Source organism: Corallococcus terminator, assembly GCF_049194865.1.
In the GTDB taxonomy this organism is placed as follows: Bacteria; Myxococcota; Myxococcia; order Myxococcales; family Myxococcaceae; genus Myxococcus; species Myxococcus terminator_A.
Genome location: NZ_JBLZWL010000009.1, coordinates 71,046 through 96,053 on the forward strand (window position 1 = coordinate 71,046; position 25,008 = coordinate 96,053).

14 protein-coding genes and 1 tRNA gene are annotated in these 25,008 nt (G+C 68.6%); 8 read left to right on the forward strand and 7 right to left on the reverse strand.

The window, feature by feature from the left end; all coding sequences use genetic code 11:
• Positions 1–58 precede the first annotated feature (58 nt).
• The 7 genes from ACN469_RS06190 to ACN469_RS06220 all read right to left on the reverse strand — a co-directional run bounded on the left by ACN469_RS06190 (position 59) and on the right by ACN469_RS06220 (position 11,750).
• Positions 59–1,942 (reverse strand): TssA family type VI secretion system protein, encoded by a 1,884-nt coding sequence (locus ACN469_RS06190; protein WP_498765108.1) that lies wholly within the window; start codon positions 1,940–1,942, stop codon positions 59–61.
• A gap of 21 nt (positions 1,943–1,963) precedes the next feature.
• Complete coding sequence (gene tagF, locus ACN469_RS06195) at positions 1,964–2,899, reverse strand: type VI secretion system-associated protein TagF (RefSeq protein ID WP_498765110.1); 936 nt, start codon at positions 2,897–2,899, stop codon at positions 1,964–1,966.
• A complete protein-coding gene (gene tssM / locus ACN469_RS06200) occupies positions 2,899–6,612 on the reverse strand; it encodes a type VI secretion system membrane subunit TssM (protein WP_498765112.1) in 3,714 nt (1,237 codons plus the stop codon). The genes tagF and tssM overlap by 1 nt, the downstream gene beginning before the upstream one ends.
• Positions 6,609–7,346 carry a DotU family type IV/VI secretion system protein gene (locus tag ACN469_RS06205; protein WP_498765114.1) on the reverse strand — a complete coding sequence of 246 codons (738 nt, stop codon included), beginning with the start codon at positions 7,344–7,346 and terminating at the stop codon, positions 6,609–6,611. Before ACN469_RS06205 ends, tssM begins: the two co-directional genes overlap by 4 nt.
• A 15-nt stretch (positions 7,347–7,361) precedes the next feature.
• On the reverse strand, positions 7,362–8,729 hold the full coding sequence (tssK, locus tag ACN469_RS06210; protein ID WP_498765116.1) for a type VI secretion system baseplate subunit TssK: 1,368 nt from the start codon (positions 8,727–8,729) through the stop codon (positions 7,362–7,364).
• On the reverse strand, positions 8,726–9,286 hold the full coding sequence (gene tssJ, locus ACN469_RS06215) for a type VI secretion system lipoprotein TssJ (RefSeq protein ID WP_498765118.1): 561 nt from the start codon (positions 9,284–9,286) through the stop codon (positions 8,726–8,728). Before tssJ ends, tssK begins: the two co-directional genes overlap by 4 nt.
• Before the next feature lie 199 nt (positions 9,287–9,485).
• Entirely contained in the window at positions 9,486–11,750 is a 2,265-nt protein-coding gene (locus tag ACN469_RS06220; RefSeq protein ID WP_498765120.1) for a type VI secretion system Vgr family protein, read from the reverse strand.
• A 261-nt stretch (positions 11,751–12,011) separates the two neighbouring features.
• Between ACN469_RS06220 and ACN469_RS06225 the strand changes: the two genes are divergently transcribed.
• The 8 genes from ACN469_RS06225 (at position 12,012) to ACN469_RS06260 (ending at position 24,741) form a co-directional block, all read left to right on the forward strand.
• A complete protein-coding gene (locus ACN469_RS06225; RefSeq protein WP_498765122.1) occupies positions 12,012–13,907 on the forward strand; it encodes an OmpA family protein in 1,896 nt (631 codons plus the stop codon).
• Entirely contained in the window at positions 13,904–19,048 is a 5,145-nt protein-coding gene (agmC, locus tag ACN469_RS06230; protein ID WP_498765124.1) for an adventurous gliding motility protein AgmC, read from the forward strand. The genes ACN469_RS06225 and agmC overlap by 4 nt, the downstream gene beginning before the upstream one ends.
• A 119-nt stretch (positions 19,049–19,167) precedes the next feature.
• Positions 19,168–19,241 (forward strand) — tRNA-Arg (locus ACN469_RS06235).
• 333 nt (positions 19,242–19,574) lie between these two features.
• Positions 19,575–20,396: an ATP-binding protein gene (locus ACN469_RS06240; protein WP_498765126.1), complete on the forward strand. Its 822-nt coding sequence runs from the start codon at positions 19,575–19,577 to the stop codon at positions 20,394–20,396.
• Positions 20,397–21,225: 829 nt separating this feature from the next.
• Positions 21,226–22,731, forward strand: a complete 1,506-nt coding sequence (gene istA, locus ACN469_RS06245) for an IS21 family transposase (protein ID WP_498765128.1) — start codon at positions 21,226–21,228, stop codon at positions 22,729–22,731.
• Complete coding sequence (istB, locus tag ACN469_RS06250; RefSeq protein WP_498765130.1) at positions 22,728–23,495, forward strand: IS21-like element helper ATPase IstB; 768 nt, start codon at positions 22,728–22,730, stop codon at positions 23,493–23,495. Before istA ends, istB begins: the two co-directional genes overlap by 4 nt.
• Positions 23,496–23,654: 159 nt before the next feature.
• The gene (locus ACN469_RS06255) at positions 23,655–24,062 is read left to right on the forward strand and encodes an NlpC/P60 family protein (protein WP_498765132.1); all 408 of its coding nucleotides are present in this window, start codon (positions 23,655–23,657) and stop codon (positions 24,060–24,062) included.
• 70 nt (positions 24,063–24,132) lie between these two features.
• Positions 24,133–24,741: a hypothetical protein gene (locus tag ACN469_RS06260; RefSeq protein WP_498765134.1), complete on the forward strand. Its 609-nt coding sequence runs from the start codon at positions 24,133–24,135 to the stop codon at positions 24,739–24,741.
• Positions 24,742–25,008: the final 267 nt, after the last annotated feature.

A 25,008-nucleotide genomic window follows, 5' to 3' on the forward strand; every position in this document is an offset into this window, starting at 1 on the left:
GTAGAAATGCGCGGGCGTCGCATGGGGGGAGGCTTCGCCGCGGAACAACCTGGTGACGTCAGGGGCCGACGACGCGGAGCGCGGCGGAACAATCCAACCGAGCGAGACGACGATAGCGGTTTCGAACTTTCGCTGCCAACCGTCCCCCCTCCTTTTCCTCGACGGTGCGGGTGGCGAGCCAACCCTCGATGCAAGCCGCTGCCAGCGAAGGCTCCCATTGGTCCAACGCATGAGAGGAAACCTCCTCGTCGAGCGCGTCGAAAAGAGCGCGCGCCAGCGGCAGTTGTCCGGCTTGGGCACACAAGCGCGCCAGGGTGAGGCGGGCGACGAAGCGCGCGCGGCCCGTGTTCGCGGCGGCCACGTCCGCCTGGAGTCCGGCGACAAGCTCCTGCACGCGGCCCTCGGCCAGCAGCGCCTGGGTTTGCTCCTCGCCCAGGGGCTGGGCGTGGGGAGCGTCCGTGTCGAGTGACAGCGGGGGCAGGGAAATGGCTGTCGTCGAGGCGTGGGTCGGCGGGGACGACAGGGGGGCGCGAGGGGCGGCTTGAAGGACCTCCGCGCGCAGCCAGTCGCGCGTGGCCTCGTCGGTGAGCGGCGTGCCATCCGCTGCGAGCAGCTCCTCCACGCCCGGCATGCGGCGGAGCTGCACGCGCAATTCCCGCACCAGCGCGGCGTGAGCGGTGGTGTGGGTTTCGCCCAGGCCCTTGAGCGCGGCGGCGCTGAAGCGGTGCGGGCTCAATGAGAAGCGGTGCTGGACGACGGCGGACTCGGCCTCGTCGAGCAACTCCTTCCAGCGCTGGTTGGCCTCCAGCGTCTCCAGCTTGGAGCGCAGCGAGTCTGGTGGCGGCTGGAGCGTCGTGCGGCCGTTGGCGCCCGGGTTGGGCGGCCGTGCCAGGTGCAGCCAGACCCCGGTGCGCAACAGGCGGTACGAGACAGGGTCCGCGTTGCTCGCATGGCGCAGTGCGTTCGCGGCGCTGAGGAGCGCGGCGCCGACGTTGCGCAGGAAGTCGGTGACGGCCTCGGTGCTGGTGAGGTCCGGCTGTGCGGGCAGGGCGGGCAGCGGCGGCACGACGACGTTGACCGGCGTCGCCACCGCCGGGCCCTGAGGGGACGCGCCACGTGGTGACGCCGAGGGCTGGGCACCGTTCCGCGAGGGCGCTGACGGCAGGGCGGTCTTCGGGGACGCGGGCCGCGTGCTCGGGGGCGCCTCGGTCTTCGGGGCCGTGTGAGTGTTCACCGGTGACGAAGCTTCGGCGTTCGCGGAGGTGGAGACAGGACTCGTGGTCGATTCCGGCCCCATCGCGGCGGGCGCGGCCGGCGCGCTGTCCACGGGCTCGGCCGGGGCGGAGTCCTGTTGCGGGGGGGCTTCGGGAAGCGGCTCGGGCAGGCCGGCGCGCAGCCTTGAGATGGCGTCTTGAATCGGACCGAAGGCGGGGGCCTGGTCCGCGAAGCGCTCCCGCGACAGGGTGGACAGGCGCTTGATGGCGAAGGCGAGCGCGTCCAGCGACTCGGCGCTCACGCTGGCCTGGTCGAGGGAGGGCAGGAGCTTGCCCAGCCGCTCCACGAACCAGCCCACCGCGTTGGCGCGCGCGCGCAGCCGCTTCAGCTCCGGAAAGAGGTCGGGCCAGAACTGCTCCGTCACCTCCGCGAGCAGGGCGGCGCCGGTGGCGGCGCCGTCCATGCCCCGGGTGACGTAGAGGCCGTAGGCCAGATACGAGGCGAGCCAGAGGTCCTTCGTGGTGCCCTTGAGCAGCTCGTCGGCGCCGCGCACGACATCGTCCCAGCGCACGGCGTTGCTGGCGGGGGACTCCAGCTTCGCCACCTCGGCGGTGATGGCCTCGTAGGCGGGCTCATGCTTCGCCTGCGTGCCGGCGGGCGCGGTGCCAGGCACGGGCTGGAGCCAGGGACGTGCGCGCTCACGGAGCTCTTCGAGGGTGGGAGGCATGGTGCGAGGCTTCGTGTGCCCTCAGCGCGACAGTGCGCGCAGGAGCTGGTCGAGGGTGGTGGTGGGAGAGTCGATGACCTGGCGCGCGGAGGCCGTCAGGCCCTTGCGCGCGTTGTCGATGGCGGCGGGACGTTCGGTGCGCAGCGGCCACACCTGGGCGCCGGGGCGGCCGGGCTGGGCGAGCGCGAGGAAGACGGAGGGCGACGCGGAGCCCAGGCTCAAGAGCAGCCGGGGCTTGTCTCCCTCGGACCAGAAGAAGGACGGCGGCTGGTGGGGCCAGCGCAAGAGGCGCGAGGACAACTCCAGCCACGCCACCGGGCCCACGCGCGGGGTCAACGGGCAGTCCAGCACCACGCCCGCGGCGGACTGCTCACGTCCGCGCTCACCGATGCACGCGGTGAGGAAGGTGTGCAGCGCGTAGTACTGCCCTCCAGTGGGCGAGCCCTCCGTCACGGGGCCCAGCAGGTCGGCGAGGTGGTGCTCCGACAGGACGCTGTCGCGCAGCCGCTCGGCCACGCTGAAGTCACCCGGGCCAGGCACGGGCAGCGCCGTGGTGCGCTCGGTGAGCTGCGGCACGTCCAGCTCCGCCGCCGCGCGGGAGAGGGCTCCGGCCGCCTGAAGGAAGGGCTGATAGGCCTCTGGAGTCAGCGCGAAGCGGGACGCGGTGCTGGCCGAAGGCACCTCGGTGAAGACGGCCAGCGGAAACGCGCGGCCCACGCTGTCCATGCTGGGCGCCATCGACCCCACCAGCGCCTGCTTCTGGCCGGGCGCGGTGAAGACGAAGTGCGCGGGCTCCGAGGGCAGGTCCATCCGGGCCTTGCGTGCGCGCTCCACGCCCGCCTCCATCCACCCGTAGAGGTGGAGGGCCAGCGGCGTGGAGGCGTTGAACCGGATGAACTCCGCCTGGCGCGGCGTCTTTCCCAGCAGGCCGATGCGAGGAGGTTGCTGCACCGCCATCAGGGGGCTCCGCCCGCGGCCACGACCTCCGGCTCGCATCCCCTGCCGGTCGACGAGATGCCCATGGGGATCTTCATGCCAGCGTCCCGGAAGATGCCCATCAGCTTGGAGGTGTTGCCCGCCAGCCCGAAGAAGGGGTTGGTGGTGCGCTCCGGCCGGAAGTCGATGGAGACCTGCTCGCCATTCATCTCCTCGATCTCCCACGTCGCCGTGAAGTAGCGCCCGTCCGGGCTGGGTTCGATCTTCTTCACCCGCTCCAGCAGGCGGAACAGGCCCCAGTCATTCTCCTCCTCCAGCACGGACTGCGTGGCGCCATCCACGCTCTGCACGAGGATGCGCGCGCCGAGCTTGCCGGCCTGACCGGGCCAGATCATCGGCTTCCACAGCGTGTCGGGACCGTTGCGGTACACCTCGTCAGTCCCATCGAGCGTGAAGACGATGGAGGAGATCTGCGACGCGGAGCCGTCCACGGAGACGCCGGGACGGATGCGCACCTGGAAGCGCACGAGCGGATCCACCATGCCCACCGACTCGCCGCCCGGGAACAGGGTCGCCGCCAGCGCCTGCGTCTTCTCCAGGAAGGTGAGCAGCTCCTGCCGGTAGCGCCCGCTGGCCGCCGAGGTGTAGTCCCACCTGCGGCCCGTGGCCACCAGTTGGTCGCTGAGCTGCTCCTTGATGAACTTGCGCAGCACCCCGTTGTCGGGCCGCAGGAACTCCGCGACCTCCGGCAGCGGCGCGTCCCGCTGCGAGCCGGCGTTGAACGGGTATTGGTCCTTGAACGCCCGGTTGAACGGGAGGACCACCTGCTCGCACCACAGCTTGCTCTTCTGCTGGGCCTGCCCCTGGGCGAAGACGGCGATGGTGTCCTTGAAGGGCGGCATCAGCAGGCGCTCGAAGATGGCGATGTTGTCCGTCTGCTTGCGGATGAGCATCTCCACGTAGCTGCGCGCGGCGTTGACCTTCTTGGTCAGCTCCGCGCCTTCGGTCGACTTGTCCTTCGATGCCAGCATCGCCGTGTGCACGGTGACGAGCTGCTCCTCGTACTCGACGAGCGCCGTCAGCGTCTCCTCGCCGTCGTCCGTCTTGTAGCGCTCCGTGGCGAACCGGATGATGGAGGCGAACTCGCGCGCCACGTCCCGGGGGAGAATCTCCTCTTCGCCGGAGGGCGCGAGCGGGTTGAGCTTCTCCCGGCTCTTCTCGGTGACGGCGTCGTCATCGGAGCCGAACATCTTCTTGACGGACGCCGTCAGCCTGTTCGTGCTCGTGGCTTCGACCTTGGGCGCGCGTCGCTCCAACTGGACGTTGTTGACGATGGAGTTGAACAGCCGGCTGTACGGCTTGGGTGTGCCGCGCGTCAGGTTGGCGAGCAGGTCCTCCAACCGGACGTCGTCCGCGGGCTCGGCCACCTTGATGGCGTTGAGGAAGTCCTTCCACTCCTGGACGTAGCTGGAGAAGTAGAGCGTGCGCAGCGCGCGCCGCGACGCCTCCACGTCCATGCTGACGTCGCGGTCCAGCACCCACGCGTCCTGGTCCGAGAACGCCCGTTCGAGCTGCTGCTTCACGTCGTTCTCGTACGCGTTCCGGGTGAAGGCGCCGCGCACCACCATGTTGGCGCTGAACTGCGGCACCGAGCCCATCAGCTGCTCCAGCGTGACGTCTCCGTACTGCGCGCGCGTGGTCTCCACGATGCGCGCCAGCTCCAGCTTCTCCAGGGGCACCCGGATGAGCGCGCGGCGGGCACCCACGATGAGCGCGTTCTCCCGGGGGAAGGCGATGCGCTCCTCGCGCGCGGGCTTCTGCTCGTCGGGCATGGCCTGCTCGGCGCCCAGCATCTTGATGAAGGTGGTGGCGTGGGTGGCCACCGTGCCCTTGTCCAGCGCGCTGCCGCGCACGCCCGCCCAGTGGTCGACAATCTGGCGCACCAGCCAGTGGCGCTGCTCCTCGTCCAGCTCCGGCTCCTTCGGGTCCCGGGGCGTCGTCACCAACAGGTACATCTTCAGGTCATCGACGTACTGCTTGAACTCCGACGAGCGGCGCGCGTGCTCCCTCGGGTCCCTGAGCGCGAGCATGTCCGGGCTGCGCGCGAAGCCCTCCAGCCGTTGCTCGATGAGCTCGAACTGCTTGCCCAGCAGCACGCGGCGCAAGGCGGTGTTGTAGAACTGGCGCGCCTGCGGCAGCAGCTTGTGGCCCTGATAGAGGCCGAAGCGCATCCACACCGGGGCGCCTTCCTCCTCGTGCCGCGTCAGCTCCTCCAGGCGCTTGCTGAGCGGCAGCAGGTCCTCCACGCGCCGGACGTCGTCGCGCGGGTCCAGGCTCACGTCGGTGATGGCCTTGGTGACCGCCTCCGACAGGGCGCGGTTCTGGAAATAGGAGAGGGTGGGCATGGACAGCAAGAGCGCCGTGGCCGCCAGCGCCGCGCCCGCCAGCACCATGCTCTGCCGGCGCACCCGCGCTTCCTCCAGCGAGCTGCGCACCGCCACCTGCTGGTCCTGGAACATCACCTTCGTGAAGACGTCCCAGAGGAAGTAGCTGCGTCCCTCGGTGGACGCGCCGTCCGTCTGCGGCCGGCCGTTGGTGCTGCCGAACAGCTCGCCCGCGGACGGGGACACCTTGTCCACCGCGCGCACGTCCTGCGTGCCGCTGTTGAAGTACAGGCCGCGGAAGACGGGCGTGTCCTGGAACACGTTCTCCAGGAAGAGCGGCTGGAGGAACTCGGCCAGGTTCTTGCGGAGCGCGTCGAAGCGCTGCGGGAAACCGTAGATGTTCTCGCGCGTCTCCAGCCGGCGCTCCTGGCCCAGCCGCCTGAGCGAGCGCTGCTCCAGCACGGAGAGCATCTCGTCGAAGCGCTCGCGGAACAGGTCCGTGCTCGCGTCCTTCTGGTGCTCCAGCGGCACGGTGAAGCCCCAGACCTGGCCGCGCTCCACGCGGGACAAGTCGGAGAACATCTCCACGAAGCCCGGCAGCAGGTCGCACTTGGTGACCATCACGTAGACGGGCACCAGCATCTTCAGCCGGCCGGTGATTTCGTCCAGGCGCTCGCGGATGGTCTGCCCCATCTCGCCCACGGCCTGCGGGTCCGCCGTCATCAGCTCGCTGACGCTGATGGCGACGATGAGGCCGTTGATGGGGCGGCTGGGGCGGTGCTTCACCACCGTGTCGAGGAAGGCCATCCACTCCGGACGGTCCTCCTCGGCGCTGGTGTAGCGGCCCGCCGTGTCGAGGATGACGGCCTCGTTGGTGAGCCACCAGTCGCAGTTGCGCGTGCCGCCCACGCCGCGCACGCCACCGCGCGCGGACAGGTAGGGGAACTTCAGGCCGGAGTTGCGCAGCGCGGTGCTCTTGCCCGCGCCCGGAGGGCCGACGATGAGGTACCAGGGCAGCACCGCCAGCGCGTCCTTGCCGCCGCGCGCCAGCTTGGACGCCTTGAGCGCGCCCACCGCCTTGGTGAACTCGTCCTGCATCGCCTTGATTTCGGGCTGCAGGTCCGGCCGCACCGTGGCGGCCTGCTCTTCACCTTGAGCCGCGAGCGCGCCCTCCAGCTTCTTGGCGGCGCGCCGCGCGCGGATGCGCTTGACCACCCACACCACGCCCATGGCCAGCATGCCCGCGAGCGCGGCGACGATGGCGGCCTGCGGCGGGGAGAGGCCGATGTAGCTCATCAGCGCGAACATGGGCGCGCCGATGCCCAGCAGCGGTAGCAGGTAGGCCATCATTGCGTGCCTCCCGGGTTGGCGGTGGCGCCCGCTTGCGGCGGAGCCAGCGTGCCGGCGACGTTCTTGGCGGCGTGCAGCTCGATGCGGCCCTTGAGCTCGTCCACCTTGTCCTTCAGGAAGAACTGCAGCACGCCGTAGAAGAGCACCGCCACCGCCAGCGAGCCGGCGGACAGGGCCAGCACGGGCGTCTTCCTGCGCTTGGAGAGCAGCGAGTCGGTGGGGCGGTCACCGTGCGGCGACAGCACGTCGAAGTCGAACGGCCGCGCGCGCTCCAGGTCCTTCTTCACCGTGTCGATGAGCGTCATCAGCTCCAGCTCGCCGCCGCGGATGCGGTAGCGCCCCTGGAAGCCGAAGAGCATGCACAGGTAGTAGACCTGGAGGACCTCGGCCCGGTGAGGGTCCTTGCGCACCAGGTCCAGCCTGGCGAAGAAGCCGTCGCCCGCGATGTTCTCGTTGAAGTAGTGCAGCTGCAGCGGGTTGGTCATCCAGAACTGCCGGTACTCCTCCGGCCGGCTGAGGACGACCTCGTCGACGAGCGCCACCATGGCGTAGGCCATGTCCTGGGCGTCCTGGTGACTGAAGCCGAGCACCGCGGCGCGCCTCAAGAGCTCGTCCACCACGCCGCGCAGGCGGTGATAGAGCGTCTCGGGCGGAGGAATGGCCGCCGCCTCCGAGGCGCGCAGGTGGATGGCGGCGTCGAAACAGTCCTTCGTGGCTTCGGTCACTCGGTCCATGGAAATCCCTGCGCGTCAGCGATTGGCGGTGGGGACCGCGAGCAGCTCCACGGTCGTTCGGGCCGCCTCGAACGGCTGCGGCAGATAGAGCGCGAGGTTGTGGTCGCGCATCACGTTCTTCCAGTAGCCGTCATTCATCGAGAGGCTGAAGTACACGGTGCCCGGCTGCACCGGGACTTCCGGCGGTGGGCGGTACGTGACGGCCAGCGGCACACCCGGCGCGGCGGCGCGGACGAGGCCCGGGATGTCGTCCCAGCAGGCCACCTTGGTGAGCTTGGGGAACTGCTCGGCGACGACTCGCTCGGGCAAATCGCTCCGCACCGCGAGCAGGAAGGCGCCGCAGCGCTCCAGCCGCTCATCCTCCAGCTTGCCTCGGAACATACCGTCCGTGCCCGCGGAGAGGTCCACGGTGAGGCACTGCTCCAGCGCCACCGAGCGCATCAGCTCCGACAGCCGGCGGAACAGCTCCTCGAACGTCGCCCGCAGATGCGTGAACTGGAACGACGGCAGTGTCGTGGGGTCCGCGCTGGAGGAGAAGGTGCAGAGCTGGCCGGCGCACTGCACCAGCGTCAGGTACAGGTCCCGAGGCCGCAGGTTGCCGGCGTCCAGCGCGTGCTGCAGGAAGGGGATGGTTCCGTTGAGGGCGTTGAGCTCCAGGAAGAGCGTCACGTCGCCCGCGGTGAACTCCAGCGCGGACGCGTCCCGGTGGCGGCGGCGCGAGGCGAGCTGGCGCTGCTTGGAGACCATCAGCCGCAAGAGCGTGCGCAACTCGCCCATGACGTACGGCGACGCGTCGATGCGCAGGCAGGGCGGGACGTAGGCGTCCACGATGGCCAGGCTGCCGGACTTGTCGCGCGTCAGCTCGAACAGCTTGATGGCCTCGAAGTCGTCGCGCGGCTCGGTGCCGAAGAGCAGCCTCACGTTGCGCTGGCCGAAGCCCACCTGGGAGATGGACGTGGACGCCGTCAGGTCGCTGATGGGCCGCGTGACGGGCGTGTAACGCGGGCTTCCGCCAATGCGCTCTCCGCTGCCGTAGCTCTCCACGCCGCTGCGCTCGCGCGGCACGCCCAGGTACACGTCCAGGGTGCGCTGCGCGGGAGGGAAGTAGCCCTCGGCGGGGCGCGCGGAGGGGGCCTCGGCGTCTCCGGACTCAAAGGACACCGTCAGCCCGTCCGGCAGCACGCCGACGAAGTTCGACAGCTGCACCTGGCCGGCGCGCAGCGCCTCCTGGTCCAGCTCCATGGCCACCACGCCCCACGGATAGGGCTCCAGGGCCCCCAGCCGGTTCTCCAGGAGCTGCTCGTGGTAGAGGTCTTGTTGCTGGAGGTGGTGGGGGCTCATGAACATGCCCTCGGACCACACGACGCGCTGCGCGGACTTCATGCGCCTCTCCGGGGCGACTCTCGGTCGCCGGATTCGGGGTTGTTGTGTTGCTCCGGCGCCAGGCTGAGGGGCCGGAACATCAAGTCGATCTGATAGCCCTGGAGCCGGTAGCGGAAGACCTCGTCGTCCTCCTTCGGCGGCCCCTGGTCTCCAGCGGGACGCTCCACGCAGCGCGACTCCGGCACCACGGGCAAGGTCGCCACCGCGCGCCAGGAGTAACCCAGTGGCTGTCGGAACAGGCCCATGGCGAGCACGAAGCGCGCCTTCGGGTCTCTCTGTATCCAACGCTTCTCCTGCTTGCCGGGCGCCACCACGACTTCGGCCACCTGCAGCAGGTCTTCCTTCAGCAGCGCCTCGGGCTTGCCCCACAAGTCACGGAAGCCCGCGCGCTCCAGCTTCACGCTGTCCTTGAGCTGGACAATCTGGACGACGGTGGGCAACGAGCGGCCCTTGGCATCCGGGTTGAGTTGCTCGGCCGCTTCCACCACCACCTGGAAGGGTGGCGGTGTCTCACAGGAGAAGGGCACGCGCTTCGCGCAGCCTGCTCCCACGCTCAAGGCCAGTGCCTGCGCGGCGACCACACCCCACCGAAGGCACCGGCCGGCCACCCCCGCCGCACCGGCGCCAGTGTGTCCTAGCGCCAAATTCCCATTCCTTTTTGAGTGCCCGGCCCCGTTGTCGGTTCCGGGCGAAGCGTAAAGTGCCAGACACGGTGGACCGGTTTCAAGCCACCCCCCCGGGTCTGCTTGGAGCGACCTAGTTTTCGGAGATCTTGGAGCCCTTGATGATGACGTCGCCGCTGCCGGTGATCTCAATCTTGGCGCCCTTGATGACGACGTCCCCGTTCTTCTTCACCTGCAACGTGGCGGAGCCGACCTTGAGGGTGAACTGCTCCTCGGCGACCAGGGCGATCTCCTTGGCCTGCAGGACGTAGGCGTCCTTGGTGACGTGGTTGGATTTGCCACCGACGCTGACGATGAGGTCCTTGTCCACCTTCAACGTGCGGGACTTGCCAATCTCTTCCGACAGGTCTCCGCCCACCTGCGTGGAGCGGGCGCCCTTGACGGACTCGGTCTTCTTGGCGCCGACGACCTCCACCTTGGCGCCGCCGACCTGCTCGGATTTGACGCCGCCCACCAGCTCGTTGAAGGCGGCGCCCACGCTGATGGCGAGCGCTCCGCCCACGGTGAGCATCTTCCCCAGGCCCACCGTCTCCGCCGATGCCATGCTGACCGCCAGGCTCTGGTTGCTGCTGACGCCGATGGACTGGTCACCCTTGACGGACTCGGTGTGGTTGCCGGCCACGGTGGTGGAGCGGTTGCCGGTGACGGCCAGCGACTGATTGCCGCTGATGGTGCTGTCGTCGTCCTTCTTCACCTCGAGGGACTGGTTGCCCTCGATGACGCGCGAGCGGTCCTTCTTCACCAGCAACGTCTCGTTGCCTCGGACCTCCTGCGTCTTGTCGTTCTCGACGACGACGTTGAAGTCCTTCTGCGCGTGCAGATAGACGAGCTCCGAGCCGGCCGCGTCCTCGAAGCGCAGCTCGTTGGAGCCGTCGCCGCCGGGGCTGGAGCTGGAGCGCAGGGTGCTCTGCGTCTTGCTGCCGGGCAGGTCGATGGGCGGCGGGTTCTGGCCGTTGTAGACGCTGCCGGTGACGAGGGGACGGTCCGGGTCTCCCTCCAGGAACTCCACCACCACTTCATGGCCGATGCGCGGCAGGTACAGCGCGCCCCAGCCCGGGCCCGCCCAGGCCTGGCTGACGCGAATCCAGCAGGAGCTCTTGTCGTTGGCCTTGCCCTCGCGGTCCCAGTGGAACTGGACCTTGATGCGGCCATGCTCGTCGGTGTGGATCTCCTCGCCCGCGGGGCCGACGACGCGCGCCGTCTGCGCACCGGGGATGACCGGGCGGGGCGTCACGCGAGCGGGCCGGTAGGGGATGTCCGCGGGCTGGCAGAGGAACTCGTTGCGGTAGCCCTCGCGCGAGCGCAGCGTGGACTGGTCGATGCTCACCGCCTCCGACTGGTGGCCGGTGTGTCGCACGGAGATGGGCAGGTATTTGCGATTGACCGTCGCGTCGGGGTGCTCGGCCAGCTCGAAGACGTGGCCGGAGCAGATGCGGCGGCTGTAGCTGGCGCCCGTCACCGTCTGGGTGCGCGCGCGCAGCTCCTCCAGGCGCACCTGGGCCAGGTTGCGGCCGGGGCCCGGCTCCTCGTAGCGGCCGGGATAGTCGTAGATCTCCAGCGCCGTCTCGCCGTCGTCCGACTCCGCCTCCGCGCCCAGCAACTGGGCCGGTCGCAGGAAGTTGTAGTCACGCAGCGCGACGACGCCGGGCTGGACCTCGGTGCGCGCCACCAGCTCGTGCACGTACTCCTGCGAGGCAATCATGTGCGAGCGCTCGCGGAAGACGAGCTTGGGCTCACCTTGCATGGAGGGATTGGCCGACGCGCCGTCTCCCAGCACCATCATGTGTGAGCTCTCGGCGTGCTCGAAGAAGTAGAAGATGCCTTCCTCCTCGAGGAGCCGCGAGACGAAGTCCAGATCCGACTCGCGGTACTGCACGCAGTAGTCGCGCACGGGATAGGTGCCGGTGAGGGCCAGGCGGTGCTCCACCTTGGCCTCGTCCAGGACCTTGTGGACGATCTGCGGAACGGTCAGCTCCTGGAAGATGCGGCTCTTGCGGCGGTGGCGCAGCGTCCACAGGCGCGGGACGACGGTGACGCGGTAGCGGCGGCGCTCGGGGCCGCTGCCTTCGTCCCAGCGCGTCATCCGCGAGACGACGCCCTGGAAGAAGCGGGCGGTGCCATCACCGAGCATCACCGTCAGGCGCGCGTCCTTGCCCAGCAGCAGTTTCTCCTCCACCTCGAGGTCGGGCCGGACGGCGAGGGCGACCTCGACGGTGTAGGGCTGGGAGAGGGTTTCCTCGGCCTCGAAGCCGAGCACCGCCAGCTCCGCGGCTGTGAAGGAACCTGCCTCGAACTCGAACTCGGCCTGGTTCGCGAGCAACGCGGCGTTCGCGATCATCAGAGTGCCCCCGGCGCCAGACCCCGCGCGAGCCGCGGGGAGGTGAGTGATGCGCCAGCATGCCACGAATTGACCGGGCGTGAATCCCTGCCCCGAGATTTCAGTGGCAGCGTTGTCACGGACCTCGCGAGACAGGAGGACCTGGCGCGTGCGGGCTGGAGCGAGAGCAGGGGCGCATCTGGTGTAGAGTGAACGCGGGGGGCCGGCTTGAAACGTGGGGCGGCTCCGGGATACCCACACGCCCATTCATCCGGGAGAGTCATGAGACGAAGCAGGCTGCTGCGAGGCGTGCTCGCGTTTGCGTTCGCGCTGGCGTCCGCGAGCGCCGGGGCCCAGGACGACGTGCCCCCCGTCCCCCAGACGTCGCCCTTGAGAGGGTTCGACCTGGAGCGGCTGGAGCTGAATCCTGGCGCGGAGGGCTCGCTGCTCGTGGGCCTGGGGGAGCTGCTCCCGGCCGGTGACTTCCGAGCGACGGTGGCGATGCAGTACGCGCACGAGCCGCTGGTGTACATGAACACCGGGAAGAAGCTCGCCGTCGTGGGCAGTCGCGCGACGGCGCACCTGACCGCGGCCTATGCGCCCTTGAGCTGGTTGCAGGTGGGGTTGCAGGTGCCGCTGGTGGCGTTTCAGGGTGGCAACAGCACCGGGTTGGCGGGTGCGGGCATCCCGGAGCCGCGCGCGCAGACGCTCTCCACGCCGTCGCTGAGCGGCCGGGTGGGGCTGCTGACGCAGGAGGCCTCGGGCATCCTGGACCTGGCGGCGGAGCTGGGTGTGGGCGTACCCCTGGGTAGCGCGGAAGGTTACTCGCGGGATGACGGCTCGGTGCGGTTGTCGCCCAAGCTGATGATGGGGCGGCACTTCGGGCGCATCCGCGCGGGCTTGGAGGTCGGCTACGTCCAGCGGGACAAGATGCTGCTGACCGAGCGCACGGGGGATTTGGAGGACGAGGTGGGGCAGGAGGTGCGCCTGGGCGCGGCGCTGTCCACGACGGGGCGGCGGCTGCGCTGGGAGCTGAACGTGCGCGCGATGTTTCCGCTGACGGACCAGCCCGGCGCGGTGGAGCTCTTGCCGGGCGCGCGCTACCTGGCGAGTCCGTCGCTGGAGCTCTTCGCCCTGGCGGGCATGGGCGTGGGCTCGGCCCCGGGGACGCCGCTGTTCCGGCTGATGGTGGGCGGGGCGTTCGGCAAGGTGGTGCCGACGCGCGGGCCTGGTGAGTCGTCGGTGCGGTGTGAGCCGGGGCTGGTGCGGACGCTGACGGACCCCATCCAGGAGTGCCCCGATTCCGACGAGGACGGGGATGGCATCATCAATAGCGTGGACCGCTGTCCGCTGGTGGCGGGGGACGCGGCGCGCGGAGGTTGCTCGGCGAAGGACTCGGATGGGGACGGCATCGAGGACATGCTCGACGAGTGCCCGGACCAGAACGGCCCTCCGGCGCGCAATGGCTGTCCTATCGAGGACCGGGACAAGGACGAGGTCGAGGACAGCAAGGACAGCTGCCCGGACGACCCGGGGCCCGAGGACAACCGGGGCTGCCCGGTGCGTGACTTCGACAAGGACGGCATCGAGAACGACAACGACGAGTGCCCCAACGAGCCGGGTCCGCCGGAGCGCAAGGGCTGCCCGGAGATGGACTCGGACAAGGACGGCGTGCCCAACCGGTTGGACAGCTGCGTGAAGGACGTGGGCGCGGCGAACAACCTGGGCTGCCCCGCCAATGTGCCGCCGCTGGTGGAGATCAAGTCGGGCGGTCTGGAGTTGTTCGAGAAGATCTACTTCGAGGCCTCGGGCGTGGTCATCCAGAGCCGCTCGCTCGAGCAGCTCAACTGGGTTGCGCGCATCGTGAAGGAGCACCCGGAGCTGCCCATGGTGGTGGTGGGGGCGCACACGGACCTGCGCTCGCCGCTGGACGCCAGCCGGCGACTGTCACAGGCCCGCGCGGATGCGGTGCGCCAGTACCTCATCAGCAAGGGGGCACCGGCGGACCGGCTGATGGCCGTGGGCTTCGGGAAGACCAAGCCGAAGGTGACCCCGGAGAACACGTATCAGGACCGTGAAGAAAACCGCCGCATCGAGTTCAAGTTCGTCGACCCGCAAGAGTCGCGAGGGGCGGCTCCCGCGGACGGAGCCGTGAAGCCAGGGGAGGTGCGGCCATGAGAACGCTGCTGACGCGAGTGCTGCTGTGGGGCGTGCTGTTGATGTGCGGCACCGCGAGCGCGGAGCTGGACAGGTTCGGGCTCAGCGATGGCTCTTCTGGAAACCTGGACGTCAAAATCGCGGACTCGCCATTCACGCCCAACAAGTACGTGGCGCTCGGCCAGAGTGCCGCTCAGGGAGCGACCATCCTGCAGCTCACGGGGACCGTCCCGCCGCTCGCCGCGAACGACCTCGTGATGATCATCCAGTCCACCGGCTTGAGCCCCGTGCCCACGAGGGGAACGCAGACCGCGGTGGACCTGTCGGGTGGTGGTTTGCCCACCGTGGGCCAGTGGGAACTGGCGCAGGTCCAGTCCTCGACGACGACCTCGGTGACCCTCACAAGGAAACTGGCGTACAGCTACACGGCCCCTGGGGCGCAGCTCGTCACCGTGCCTCGTTACCAGGCCGTCACCGTTCGGGCAGATGCAGAAATCACCGCGGCCCCATGGGATGGGAGCAAGGGTGGCGTGCTGGCGTTCCTGGCCAATGGAGCCCTCACCAACAACGGGACCATTGATGCCTCGGGGCTGGGATTGCGTGGCGGCGCGTACCTGAGTGATTCGAGCGCTGCGTGCGGCGGCTCGGCGGATGGCAACGTGGGGCAAAGTGGCGAGGACATCGTGCCGGCACAGGTTTACTCCGTGCAGAACTCCACCAACGGAGGAGGCGGTGGTTCGTGCAACGGAGGAGGCGGTGGTGGCGGGGGCAACGGTGGGTGGGGCGGCGTGGGAGGCTATGGAAAACAGGGGAGCAACAACATCAACGGGGGCAAGGGAGGAGTTGCTCTGAGCGGTTCGACCATGAACTGGCTCACGTTCGGTGGGGGAGGCGGCAGCGGACACCTCCGGAGCACTCCCCCTCCCACGGGGGGCGCAGGCGGGCGAGGAGGCGGCATCATCTTCATCCGCGCGGCTTCGCTCTCAGGGGTTGGGTCCATCGTGGCGGATGGCGAGGACGGGGTTGCGAGTTCGGGGACCCTGGTGGGGCATGGTGGTGGAGCCGGAGGAACCCTGCACCTGCGGTTCACGGGAAACGGCACGTGCGATCCCGACACGGTGACAGCGGTAGGCGGTAAGGGGTCGAATAGCGGCGGCGGCGGCGCCCCGGACATGGGGCCCGGCGGTGGAGGTGGTGGTGGTCGCGTGTTCTTCCAGGCAAAAGGACCCACGGCCTGTTCCCCCCAGGTTCCAGCGGGTCTGGCGGGATTCAACAACATTGTTCATCGCAACGGTGCGCTCCCCACGTCGGCCGCGGATCCGGACTCCGTGGGCACCGTCACCCTTGTCGACACGGCCTTTGCCACGCCCAACGCTCCGGTGCTCGCCCCGGTGGGGCCGCCTGCTCGGACGAACAATCCCTTGCTGAGGGGAACGACGCAGCAGGGCCTGTCGGAGGTGGTCCTCTACGAGGTCACCGGAACCACCCCGAACCTCACGTACACGTATTGGGGGAGGACTGCATCGGACAGCCTCAAGTCCTTCGTCCACGTATTCACGCCTCCGAGCAACAGCCCCAACACGGCCTACCGCATCGCGGCGCAGGCCGGGCTCCTGGGGGCCTACAGCGCCATGAGCCCGGAGCTCAACTTCACCTTCGACAACGTCCCTCCGACGACGACGCTCACGCCCCATAGTGTTCCGCCGATCTCCAGCTCCACGATCGCGAATTTCACCTTCAGCTCGACAGAGACGTCCACGTATCGCTGTGCTCGCGACAGTACGCTTCCCCTGGGGGACGCGCCCTTCGTTACCTGCCCGGCCTCGTATGTGGCCAGCCCGCTCGGAAATGGGGACTACCGGGTGACGGTCTACGCCATCGATGAGGCGGGCAATCAGGACCCGAATCCGAAGAGCTTCGACTGGAAGGTGGACACCTCCGTCCCCAACACAGCCATCACGGGGGGGCCCGTTGCCAGTCCGCCCGGCGCGCCGACGAGTTCGAAGATCGCGGTCTTCACCTTCTCGGGAGGCGTCACGTATCAGTGCTCGAGGGACGGCGGAATGGCCACGGCCTGCGGTCCGACCCAGACCTATACGAACCTGACCGACGGTGCCCACACGATGGAGGTGACGGCCTACAGCGCGGCGGGAACTCCAGACCCGTCCCCCGCGACGCATGCGTGGCGTGTGGACACCCTTGTTCCCGATACATCCTTTACCGATGTGCCTCCGGCCGATAGCAACTCGGCGAGCGCGCTCTTCAACTACCAGAGCCCGGACGACTCCACGGCGACGTTCCAGTGCTCCGTCGATGGCCTCACCTTCACCTCGGTATCATGCCCTGGGACGGGAACGGGCAGTCGCACGTTGACGGGGTTGACGCCCGGCTCCAATCAGTTCCACGTGCGCGCGGTCGACGCCGCGGGGAACGTGGACCCCTCGCCCGTCAGCTACACCTGGCGGGTAGACCTCACAGCCCCCACGTCCATCCTGGTGGCGTCCCCCAACGCGGGCTGGGTGCGCTCGCAAACGCCGACGATCGCCGGAACGACGGAGGCAGGAGCACGCGTGGTCGTCACCGTACGACTGACGAGTTCTGGCGCCACGCTGCAGACCTTGAGCACGGTGGCCAGCAGCCCCTCGGGAAGTTGGAGTGTCGTGCCCGCCGCGCTGGACCAAGAGAGGTACACCCTGCGCGCGCGGGCGACGGATGCGGCGGGGAACTTCGTGGAGTCCGCGGACGCGATCATCACCGTGGACACGGTGGCGCCCGTTCGACCCGTGCTCAATCCATCCATCCTGGGCGTTTACTACACCGCCGTTCCCATCACGCTGGATGGCACGCTCGAGTCCACGGTGGGGCTCAATCTCAATACAGCGGTGACCGTCTATGTGGATGACTCGGTGGAGTTGGGGCCAGCCACGGTGAATGCGTCCGGAGACTGGTCGGTGACGTACTCTCCGTCCCCCGCGGATGATGGCTTTCACTGGGTTCGCGCCATGTCGAGGGATCCGGCGGGCAACGTCAGCGCGTTCTCCGGCACGCTCACGTTCCATGTGGACCGGAAGGACCCGGCCAAGCCCGTCGTGGCGTCGCTCGGCACGTATGTGAACACGCAGTATCCCGCCTTGAGTGGTACTGCGGAGGTGGGGACCTCATTGCGGGTCTACTTCGGCTCGATGCCAGAACCTGTCACGGTGAGCGTGGGACCTGGCGGACAGTGGAGCTACCTGCGCACCACTCCGCTGAACGAAGGGCCCAATTCGGTGTTCGTCCGCTCGACGGATGGGGCGGGGCGCTTCACGGACTCGGACCCGGTGTCGTTCACCGTGGATGTGACGAAGCCGGAGACGATCATCCTCGACGGTCCGCCGTTTCGTGATGCCTTCACCACGGTGGACTTCCAGCTCGCACGGCCGGAGCCCCTGACCTACGAGTGCCGACGGAGCACGGGGGGCGTCACGGCCGAGGCGTTCACTCCCTGCCCGCCTCTCCCCCCAGGGACGGACGCCAGCTTCATCCAGCTCACCAATCTGGTGGACGGGCCGAATACGCTGATGGTCCGCGCGGTGGACGCGGCTGGCAACCGGGATGACTCGCCAGCGTTCTACAACTGGACCATCAACACGGGCCCGCTGAGTACCGAAATCGAGGATGGCCCCAGTCCTGGGCCTATCAGCGAGACGGACGCTGTCTTCTTGTTCTCCTCGAACAAGGGGGAGGTGGATTTCGAGTGCAAGCTCGAGCAGCGCATCAATCCAGACCCTGCGCTGGATTTCAGTCCCTGTCCCAGGAACATACCGGCGGACCTCTACAACGTCGCGCGTTACTCAAACCTTCAAGACAATACCTACACGCTCAGTGTCCGAGCTGTCTTCGCGGGACAGAGGGATTCCGTCGCCAAGGTGTGGATCTGGGAGGTTGATACCTCGCCTCCGACACTGGTTCCTCGGATTACCGCTCCCCAAGCGAACCTCCCCACCAACGAGGACGAGGGCAAGCCAGTCATCCGGGGGCAGTCGCCCGAGTTGAAGGGGACCATCACCCTCTACAAGGATGGAGGTATCTGGGGGACCGCCGAGGTGAAGGGAGGCCTCTGGACCTTCTCACCGCTGACCAGTCTGGAAAGCGGTCAGTACCAAATCACCGCCACACTGACTGACCTGGCGAAGAACGTAGGGCCCCTCTCCGCGCCCTACACGCTCTCCATTGATCTGCTCCCTCCCGAAGTGACGATTCTGTTGGGACCCCAGGGGTGGCTCACCACGGACAGCTTCTCCTTCACCTTCGCTGCCAACGAACCGTTGGAGCGCTTCGAGTGCTTGCTCGACGGCTCGTTGGAGTACGAGGCGTGTGTGTCGCCGCACACGGGGACTGTGAACAGCAACAATGAGACCCACACGATGGTCGTCCGCGCGATAGATATCGCAGGCAACGTATCGCCGGTGCTGTCGCGGACGTGGAAGGTCGACACGAAGCTGCCGAACACCACCATCCTCACCGAGACGAAGGAGCGGACCAACTCCCAGGAGGCCCGTTTCTTGTTCGAATCGAATGAGAACAACGTGGTCTATTTCTGCAGTCTCAACGAGGCTTCCTACGAGAGCTGTAATCCCACGGACTATCGCTGGACGGGGTTGGGCAGTACGGACGTGGACGACACGAAGTACACTCTGCGGGTCAAGGCGCGGGATCAGGCTGGCAATGAGGACCCGACGCCCGAGGAGTTCATCTGGCGGGTGGACCTGAAGGCCCCCGTGGCGCCCGTGCTGTCCATTCCCCGGGCGAACGACATCCTGTCGGTGCGGACGCCCACGTTCCAGGGCGACGCGGAGGCGGAGTCGACGGTCTCCATCCAATTGGATGGGGTGGAGATCGGCACGGTTCAAGCGGACGCGAGCGGTGATTGGCGCTTCGTTCCGCGCAACGCGCTGGATTACGGCAGCCATACGGTGACGCTGGTCGCGAAGGACAAGGCGGGGAATGCGTCGGTACAATCCGCCATCATCAATTTCGTGCTGGACCCGTCGCTGGAGATCGACGCCCGAGGCGGAGGCTTGAGCTGTGCCTCGGCGGGCGGGGGAGGGGGCACGTCGCTCGTCCTCCTGGTCCTGGGGGGGCTGGCCCTGCGGGTAGGCCGGCGCCGTCGGGAGAGCTGAAGCGCTCGGGCGGGCGGGGGGGGCCTTGAGGTGAGGTGTTCTCCCGTCAGCCCTCGGCGGAATGCGGGCTTGCGTCGGCCGGGGAGTTCGGCTACTTGTCCACTCGCTGCAGCGGTTCTGCGCGATTAGCTCAGCTGGATAGAGCGTTGGCCTCCGGAGCCAAAGGCCGCAGGTTCGACTCCTGCATCGCGCGTCGTCGCAAGTGGTTGATGCGACTCCGGAATGTGGTGCCCGGGAGGGCGGTGAACTGCTCCTCCCGGGTTGCCCTTCGGACCTGCTTCCTCCCGCGACTCCCTGACTTCATCCGCCCTCGTTCCACGAGGACTGTTCCCGCGTGGGGGCTGCACGTGGTGGACGTCCGGCCTTTGGCTCCGGAGGCCAACGGTCCCTGGTTCTTGAAGCGGCCCGCTCCTGGCCGAGATGACCCCGGTCGGTGTCCATGCTCCTGTCTCGCACGCGGGTGTTCGCGTGCGCCGGGCCGGTCGCTCGACGCCGAAGGCTACCAGGAAGGAGTGGTGGACGGGCTATGCGCCGAGACGACGAGAAGGCGCCACCGGCCGAGCCCCGGAGGCAAGGGCCCCAGCGGCTGGCGGACCTGATGCGGAAGGCCATGTCCCAGGCCCGTGAGCAGCCCTCCGCAGGGCTGGCCCAGCTCGAAGCCGACTGGAAGCAGCGAGAGGCGGAGTTGCAGCAGTCCAAGGCGGCGGAGAGGGCCCGGCAAGAGGCCGCCCATGCCGACGCGTGGCCGCTGCACCTGAAACTGTGCCACGCCCCTGCGGAGGCCGTGGAGGCCCTCACTGGCCATACGGTGCTGGAGACAGCTGCCCTCCGCGCCGCGAGGCACGTCCTGCGAGAGGGGCTGCGCACGCTGTTGCTGTCCGGCGGCCCCGGGGTGGGGAAGACGGCCGGGGCCTGTCACCTCTTCCGCTCCGCGGTGCGCCACGAGACGCGCACCGCGGAGTGTTTGCCCGAATGGGATGCGTCCGTCGGGCTCTTCTTGCGCTGGTCGCAGGTGAAGCGCGTCAGCGACTCCGAGGCGGAGGACGGGCAGCTTCTCCAGCGCGCTGTCCGAGTGCGCGTCCTGGTGCTGGACGACATCGGCGGGCTACCGGGCGAGGAGGTGGGCCCGCGAGACCGGGAGTTCCTTGAGGAAATGGTGGACAGGCGGGACGTGCCCGGAATGGTGACGGCGTACACCACGCGCCTCTCGGTGCCGCGGAGGGACGCCGGGCCCTCGGATTTCGCACTCCACGTTGGCGCCCGCGTCGTCTCCCGCATGAGTCGCCAGGGGACGTTCCACCTGGCTGACTGCGGAAACCGGGACCTGCGCCGGGGAGGGGCGCCGTGACGCAACTCAATGTTGATGGTCTCCAAGAAGCGCGGGAATCTGGTCATGGGTGGACCTGGGTTCCTACGTTCTCGTTCTCGTTCTCGTCGGTCAGGTCAGGACTGCGTCAGAGCATGAGCTGAGGACGAAGGACCTGCCGTGAGCTGGAGAGGAGTCGAGGGAGACCGAAAACTTGTGGACGGCCCGTGGTGCCAGTGAGGTCCGCTCCCGCGCGCGTCTCCCAGAAAGACGGAAGGCCCACCAGTAGCGGCTGGAGGGCCTTCCTGGAAGGCGCGCCCTGGTGTGCGAGAGGGGCGGGCCGGTGAGAGGGAAGTAGCGCACTGCGGGGCGTGGCGCCAGAAGCAGGCGCGCGCGGAGGCCCCGTTTGGAGTCGCTGCGTTTCGTGGTGTGTGGGTGGCCCGAGTGTCGGCGGGTTTTCTATCTCTGCACCCGCTGCAACAGGGGACGCCGCTACTGCGGTGCCAGGTGCAGCCACAGGGCCCGCCGCGAGTCGCTGCGCGCGGCCGGGGCTCGCTACCAGCGCACACGCGATGGCCGCCATGCGCACGCCGCGCGCCAATCCTCCTGGCGTGAGCGACGACGGCAGAAAGTGACGCATCAGTCTCCAGCCGTACGGGGCCAGGAGGCGACGGTAGCTGCCGCGCTGGCCCCGTCCCCCGTGGAGGTGGCTGTGGAGCCGAGCGCAGCGAGGCCACCCCAGCATGCACCGCCGTCTTCCCCTGCCTGCACCACCTGCGGGCACTCCAGTCTCTTCCTGCGGCATACGACGCTGGCGCTCACGCGCGCCGGGCCACGCTGGCGTCGCGACTCCGGGTGAGGAGGTGAAGCGATGACTTCACCTGAAACCCGCGCTCGCATTCGCCGGCTGCACCACGCGGAGAAGTGGCCCGTGGGCACAATCGCGACGGAGTTGAGACTGCACCACTCCACGGTGGAGAGCGCGCTCGAGGACAGTCCGGTAGTGAGTCCCAACACCAGCACGGTGAGGGCCACGCTGCTGGGCCCCTACACCTCCTTCATCGACGTCACGTTGAAAGAGCACCCGCGCCTGCGCGCCAGCCGCCTGTTTCACATGGTGAAGGCGCGCGGCTACCCGGGTGGCTACGAGCAGGTGAAGCGCTACGTGCGAAGCACTCGCCCGCAGCCAGCCGCGGAGGCCTTCCTGCGCCGTACCACGCTGCCGGGTGAGGAGGCGCAAGTGGACTGGGGCTGCTTCGGCAAGGTGGCCGTGGGCCACGCCAGCAGGACGCTCTCCTGCTTCGTCCTGGTGCTGGGCCACTGCCGCGCCATGTACGCGCGCTTCTTCCTGGGCCAGTCCATGGAGTGCTTCCTCGAGGGCCACGTGCGCGCCTTCGAGGCCCTGGGCGGCGTGCCGCGCTCGCTGCTGTACGACAACTTGAAGTCCGTGGTGCTGGAGCGTGCCGGGGATGCCATCCGCTTCCACCCACGCCTGCTGGAGGCCGCGGGCCACTACCACTTCGCCCCCAAGCCCTGCGCGCCCTACCGGGGCAACGAGAAGGGCAAGGTGGAGCGCACCATCCGCTACCTGCGCGACTCCTTCTTCGCGGCCCGAAGCTTCCACGGCGTGGACGACCTCAACCGCCAGTTGCACCGCTGGGTGGAGGAGGTGGCCCACCAGCGCCGCGTGCCGGGCGAAGCCTCGGGCCGCACGGTGGCGCAGGCCCTCGAAGACGAGCGCCCGCGCCTGCTGCCCCTGCCCACGCACCCGCTGCCTTGCGACGGGGTGCACTCCGTCTCTTCCGGCAAGACGCCCTACGTACGCTTCGACGGCAATGACTACTCCATTCCCCATACCCTGGTGCGCCAGCCCCTCACCCTGGTGGCCTCCGCCAATACCGTCCGCCTGCTGCGCGGCCAGGAGGAGGTGGCCCGCCATGCGCGCAGTTGGGACAAGGGCCAGACGCTGGAGGACGCGGCGCACCTGTCCGCCCTCGCTTGCACCAAGGCCCGTGCACACGAACTGCGTGGCCGCGACGTGCTGCGCTCTCGCTGCCGCAACGCGGACCGCATGCTCGAGGCCCTCGCCGCTCGCGGCGACAACCTCGGCAACCACACGGTGAAGCTGCTGGCGCTCGCCGACCGGTACGGCCCCGAGGAACTCGACGTCGCCCTCGCCGAGGCCCTCTCGCGTGGCGCCCTGGGGCCCGCCTCCGTCGCGCACCTGCTCGAGCAGCGTGCACGGCAGCGCGGCGCTCCGCCCCCTCTGCCCCTCGTCCTCCCCGATGACCCGCGCGTGCGCGAGCAGCGCGTCCCCCAGCACTCCCTCACCGACTATGACGCCCTGCTCAAGGGCCAGAAGGATGACGACTCATGAACTCGCCCACCCTCAAGACTCGCCTCACCCAACTCGGCCTGCGTCACACCAGCGACGCGCTGGATGACCTGATTGCCACCGCCACCAAGAGACGCTGGGGGCCCGCCGAGTTGATGGAGGCCATCGTCGACGAGGAGACGAAGGACCGGGCCCGGCGCGGCGTCGAGCGGCGCCTGTCTCGCAGCCGCCTGGGCACGATGAGGACGATGGCGGACTTCGACTGGGGCTGGCCCAAGCGCATCGACAGGACGGCCGTGGAGGGCGCCCTCGCCCTGGACTTCATGGAGCGCCCCGCCAACGTCGTCCTCGTCGCCCCTCAGGGATTGGGCAAGACGATGATTGCCCAGAACATCGCCTACAACGCCGTCCAGGCGGGCCACTGCGTCCTCTTCACGACCGCCTCTCAAATGCTGCTGGACTTGGGAGCGCAGGAGTCGGCTCGCGCCCTGGACCGGCGGCTGAAGCACTACTGCACCCAGGCTGCGCTGCTCGTCATCGACGAGATTGGCTACCTTTCCTACGACGCCAGGAACGCGGACCTGCTCTTCCAGGTGGTCTCTCGCAGGTATGAGAAGAAGCCGATTGTCTTGACGACCAATCTGCCATTTTCGGAATGGACAAACATCTTCCCCAACGCGGCTTGCGCCATTGCGCTGACTGACCGCGTCATCCACCACGCGAGCATCATCAGCATCGAGGGTGACAGCTACCGCCGCCGCGTCGCCGAGGAGTCGCGCGCCGAGCGCAAGGCAAAGAAGGGCTGACCCTCTCCCGCTCTCTCGGCCACCGGCCCCGCTCGCCGCTCTCTCTTCCAGGGCGGCAGTGGGGCCGTCCTGCGTCGATGACCCGATTTCCGCACCCAGCGATGACCACCTCCGTGACCAAATTCCCGCGCTCTTCGATGACCGCCAACACTCTCGCAGATGCACGCGCCCTACCGGTGGAACGGCAAGGGCGAGCGCGACAGCACCACTGGACAGCGCGTCTTCGACTGCTCGGGATTGGTCACCTGGGCCTTCCGTGAGGCGGACGGGCCGGACTGGCGCGCCCACGCCAACACGGACGTCCCGTGGACGCGGTGTGTCCCCGTGCCGGTGGCGGAGCTGCTCCCCGGCGACCTGGTGCTGTACCTCCGCAAGGGTGCCCCCACCGATGCGGAGCACGTCATGGTGCACGTGGGCGGAGGCGTGGTGGTGGGCGCCTCCGGAGGCGGGAGCACGACGCTGACCCTGGCCGACGCCGCCAAGGCAAAGGCGAACGTGAAGACGTTCTCCAGTCTCGACTACCGCGCTCGTCGCATGGGCATCCGGCGTCTGCCGTTCCGGCCGTGAGCGCCATGGCCCGGCACGTGACGCTCGCTTTCACCCCCGCAGTCCTCTCGCAGTCCCAAGAAGTCCCCGCATGAAGAAGCTGTTTACCTTCGCCGCCCTCACCGCGCCGATGGCGCTGGCGCAGACGGGCACCAGTCCGACCGAGCCCTCGCTGTCGTCCGTTGTCTCGTCCATCCTCGTTAGCGTGGCTCCGGTGTTGGCGACCGCGCTGGCCGCGCTCATCGTCTCGGGGCTCACCGGGCTCACGAGGAAGCTCCAGGCCCAGGCCGGGGAGTCGAGGCTCGCGCTCGTCGCGTCCCACGCCAGCCTGCTGGCCGAGGGCATCGTCCGGGATATCGAAGTCACGATGAAGCCGAAGCTGGAGGCTGCGGCGGCGGACGGAGAGCTGACCGCGGCCGAGTTCCAGCAACTCACGGATGAAGCGCTTCAGCGGCTGGTGAAGTCCCTGGGCAAGCGTGGCCTCGCGGAGTTGCAGCAGGTGCTCCAGCTCACGGCGGGCAGCGTGGGCTCGTCCCTGAGTGGCCTCATCGAGGCCGCTCTCGACAAGATGAAGGCGGACCACGGAGGCTCCACCGTGGATGAAGTCATGACGGCCGCGCTGTCGCTCGGTGCCATCGGCAGCTCGGCTGCGCTCGCCCCGGCGATGGCGCCGGTCCCTCAGACGCCCCGTGGCTCGTAGTTGCCGCGGGGCTCTCTCGGGTCCTCTCCGACGTCCCGGTGAGGACGGGCTACCTGGAGGCCCAGGCGGGCGTTTCCTCTCTCTCGGGCGCGTTCGCCCGCCTTGAGGCAGGTGCCCGGCTCCGGCCCAACCTGGGGCTATTCGGATTCGTCGAAGCCAACAGCCGCGAGAGGATGGCGGGTGTCGGCGCTCGGCGGACGTTCGGCCTGTAGCGTGCGGCTCGCTCCTGAGCAACGGGGGCGGGCCGCGCTGCTCCTAAAAGTCGAC

Bases quoted from the DNA above. Each gene is read 5' to 3' on its own strand.
- ACN469_RS06190 (WP_498765108.1), bottom strand. From the start codon at position 1,942: ATGCCTCCCACCCTCGAAGAGCTCCGTGAGCGCGCACGTCCCTGGCTC.
- tagF (WP_498765110.1), bottom strand. From the start codon at position 2,899: ATGGCGGTGCAGCAACCTCCTCGCATCGGCCTGCTGGGAAAGACGCCG.
- tssM (WP_498765112.1), bottom strand. From the start codon at position 6,612: ATGATGGCCTACCTGCTACCGCTGCTGGGCATCGGCGCGCCCATGTTC.
- ACN469_RS06205 (WP_498765114.1), bottom strand. From the start codon at position 7,346: ATGGACCGAGTGACCGAAGCCACGAAGGACTGTTTCGACGCCGCCATC.
- tssK (WP_498765116.1), bottom strand. From the start codon at position 8,729: ATGAAGTCCGCGCAGCGCGTCGTGTGGTCCGAGGGCATGTTCATGAGC.
- ACN469_RS06220 (WP_498765120.1), bottom strand. From the start codon at position 11,750: ATGATCGCGAACGCCGCGTTGCTCGCGAACCAGGCCGAGTTCGAGTTC.
- ACN469_RS06225 (WP_498765122.1), top strand. From the start codon at position 12,012: ATGAGACGAAGCAGGCTGCTGCGAGGCGTGCTCGCGTTTGCGTTCGCG.
- agmC (WP_498765124.1), top strand. From the start codon at position 13,904: ATGAGAACGCTGCTGACGCGAGTGCTGCTGTGGGGCGTGCTGTTGATG.
- ACN469_RS06240 (WP_498765126.1), top strand. From the start codon at position 19,575: ATGCGCCGAGACGACGAGAAGGCGCCACCGGCCGAGCCCCGGAGGCAA.
- istA (WP_498765128.1), top strand. From the start codon at position 21,226: ATGACTTCACCTGAAACCCGCGCTCGCATTCGCCGGCTGCACCACGCG.
- istB (WP_498765130.1), top strand. From the start codon at position 22,728: ATGAACTCGCCCACCCTCAAGACTCGCCTCACCCAACTCGGCCTGCGT.
- ACN469_RS06255 (WP_498765132.1), top strand. From the start codon at position 23,655: ATGCACGCGCCCTACCGGTGGAACGGCAAGGGCGAGCGCGACAGCACC.
- ACN469_RS06260 (WP_498765134.1), top strand. From the start codon at position 24,133: ATGAAGAAGCTGTTTACCTTCGCCGCCCTCACCGCGCCGATGGCGCTG.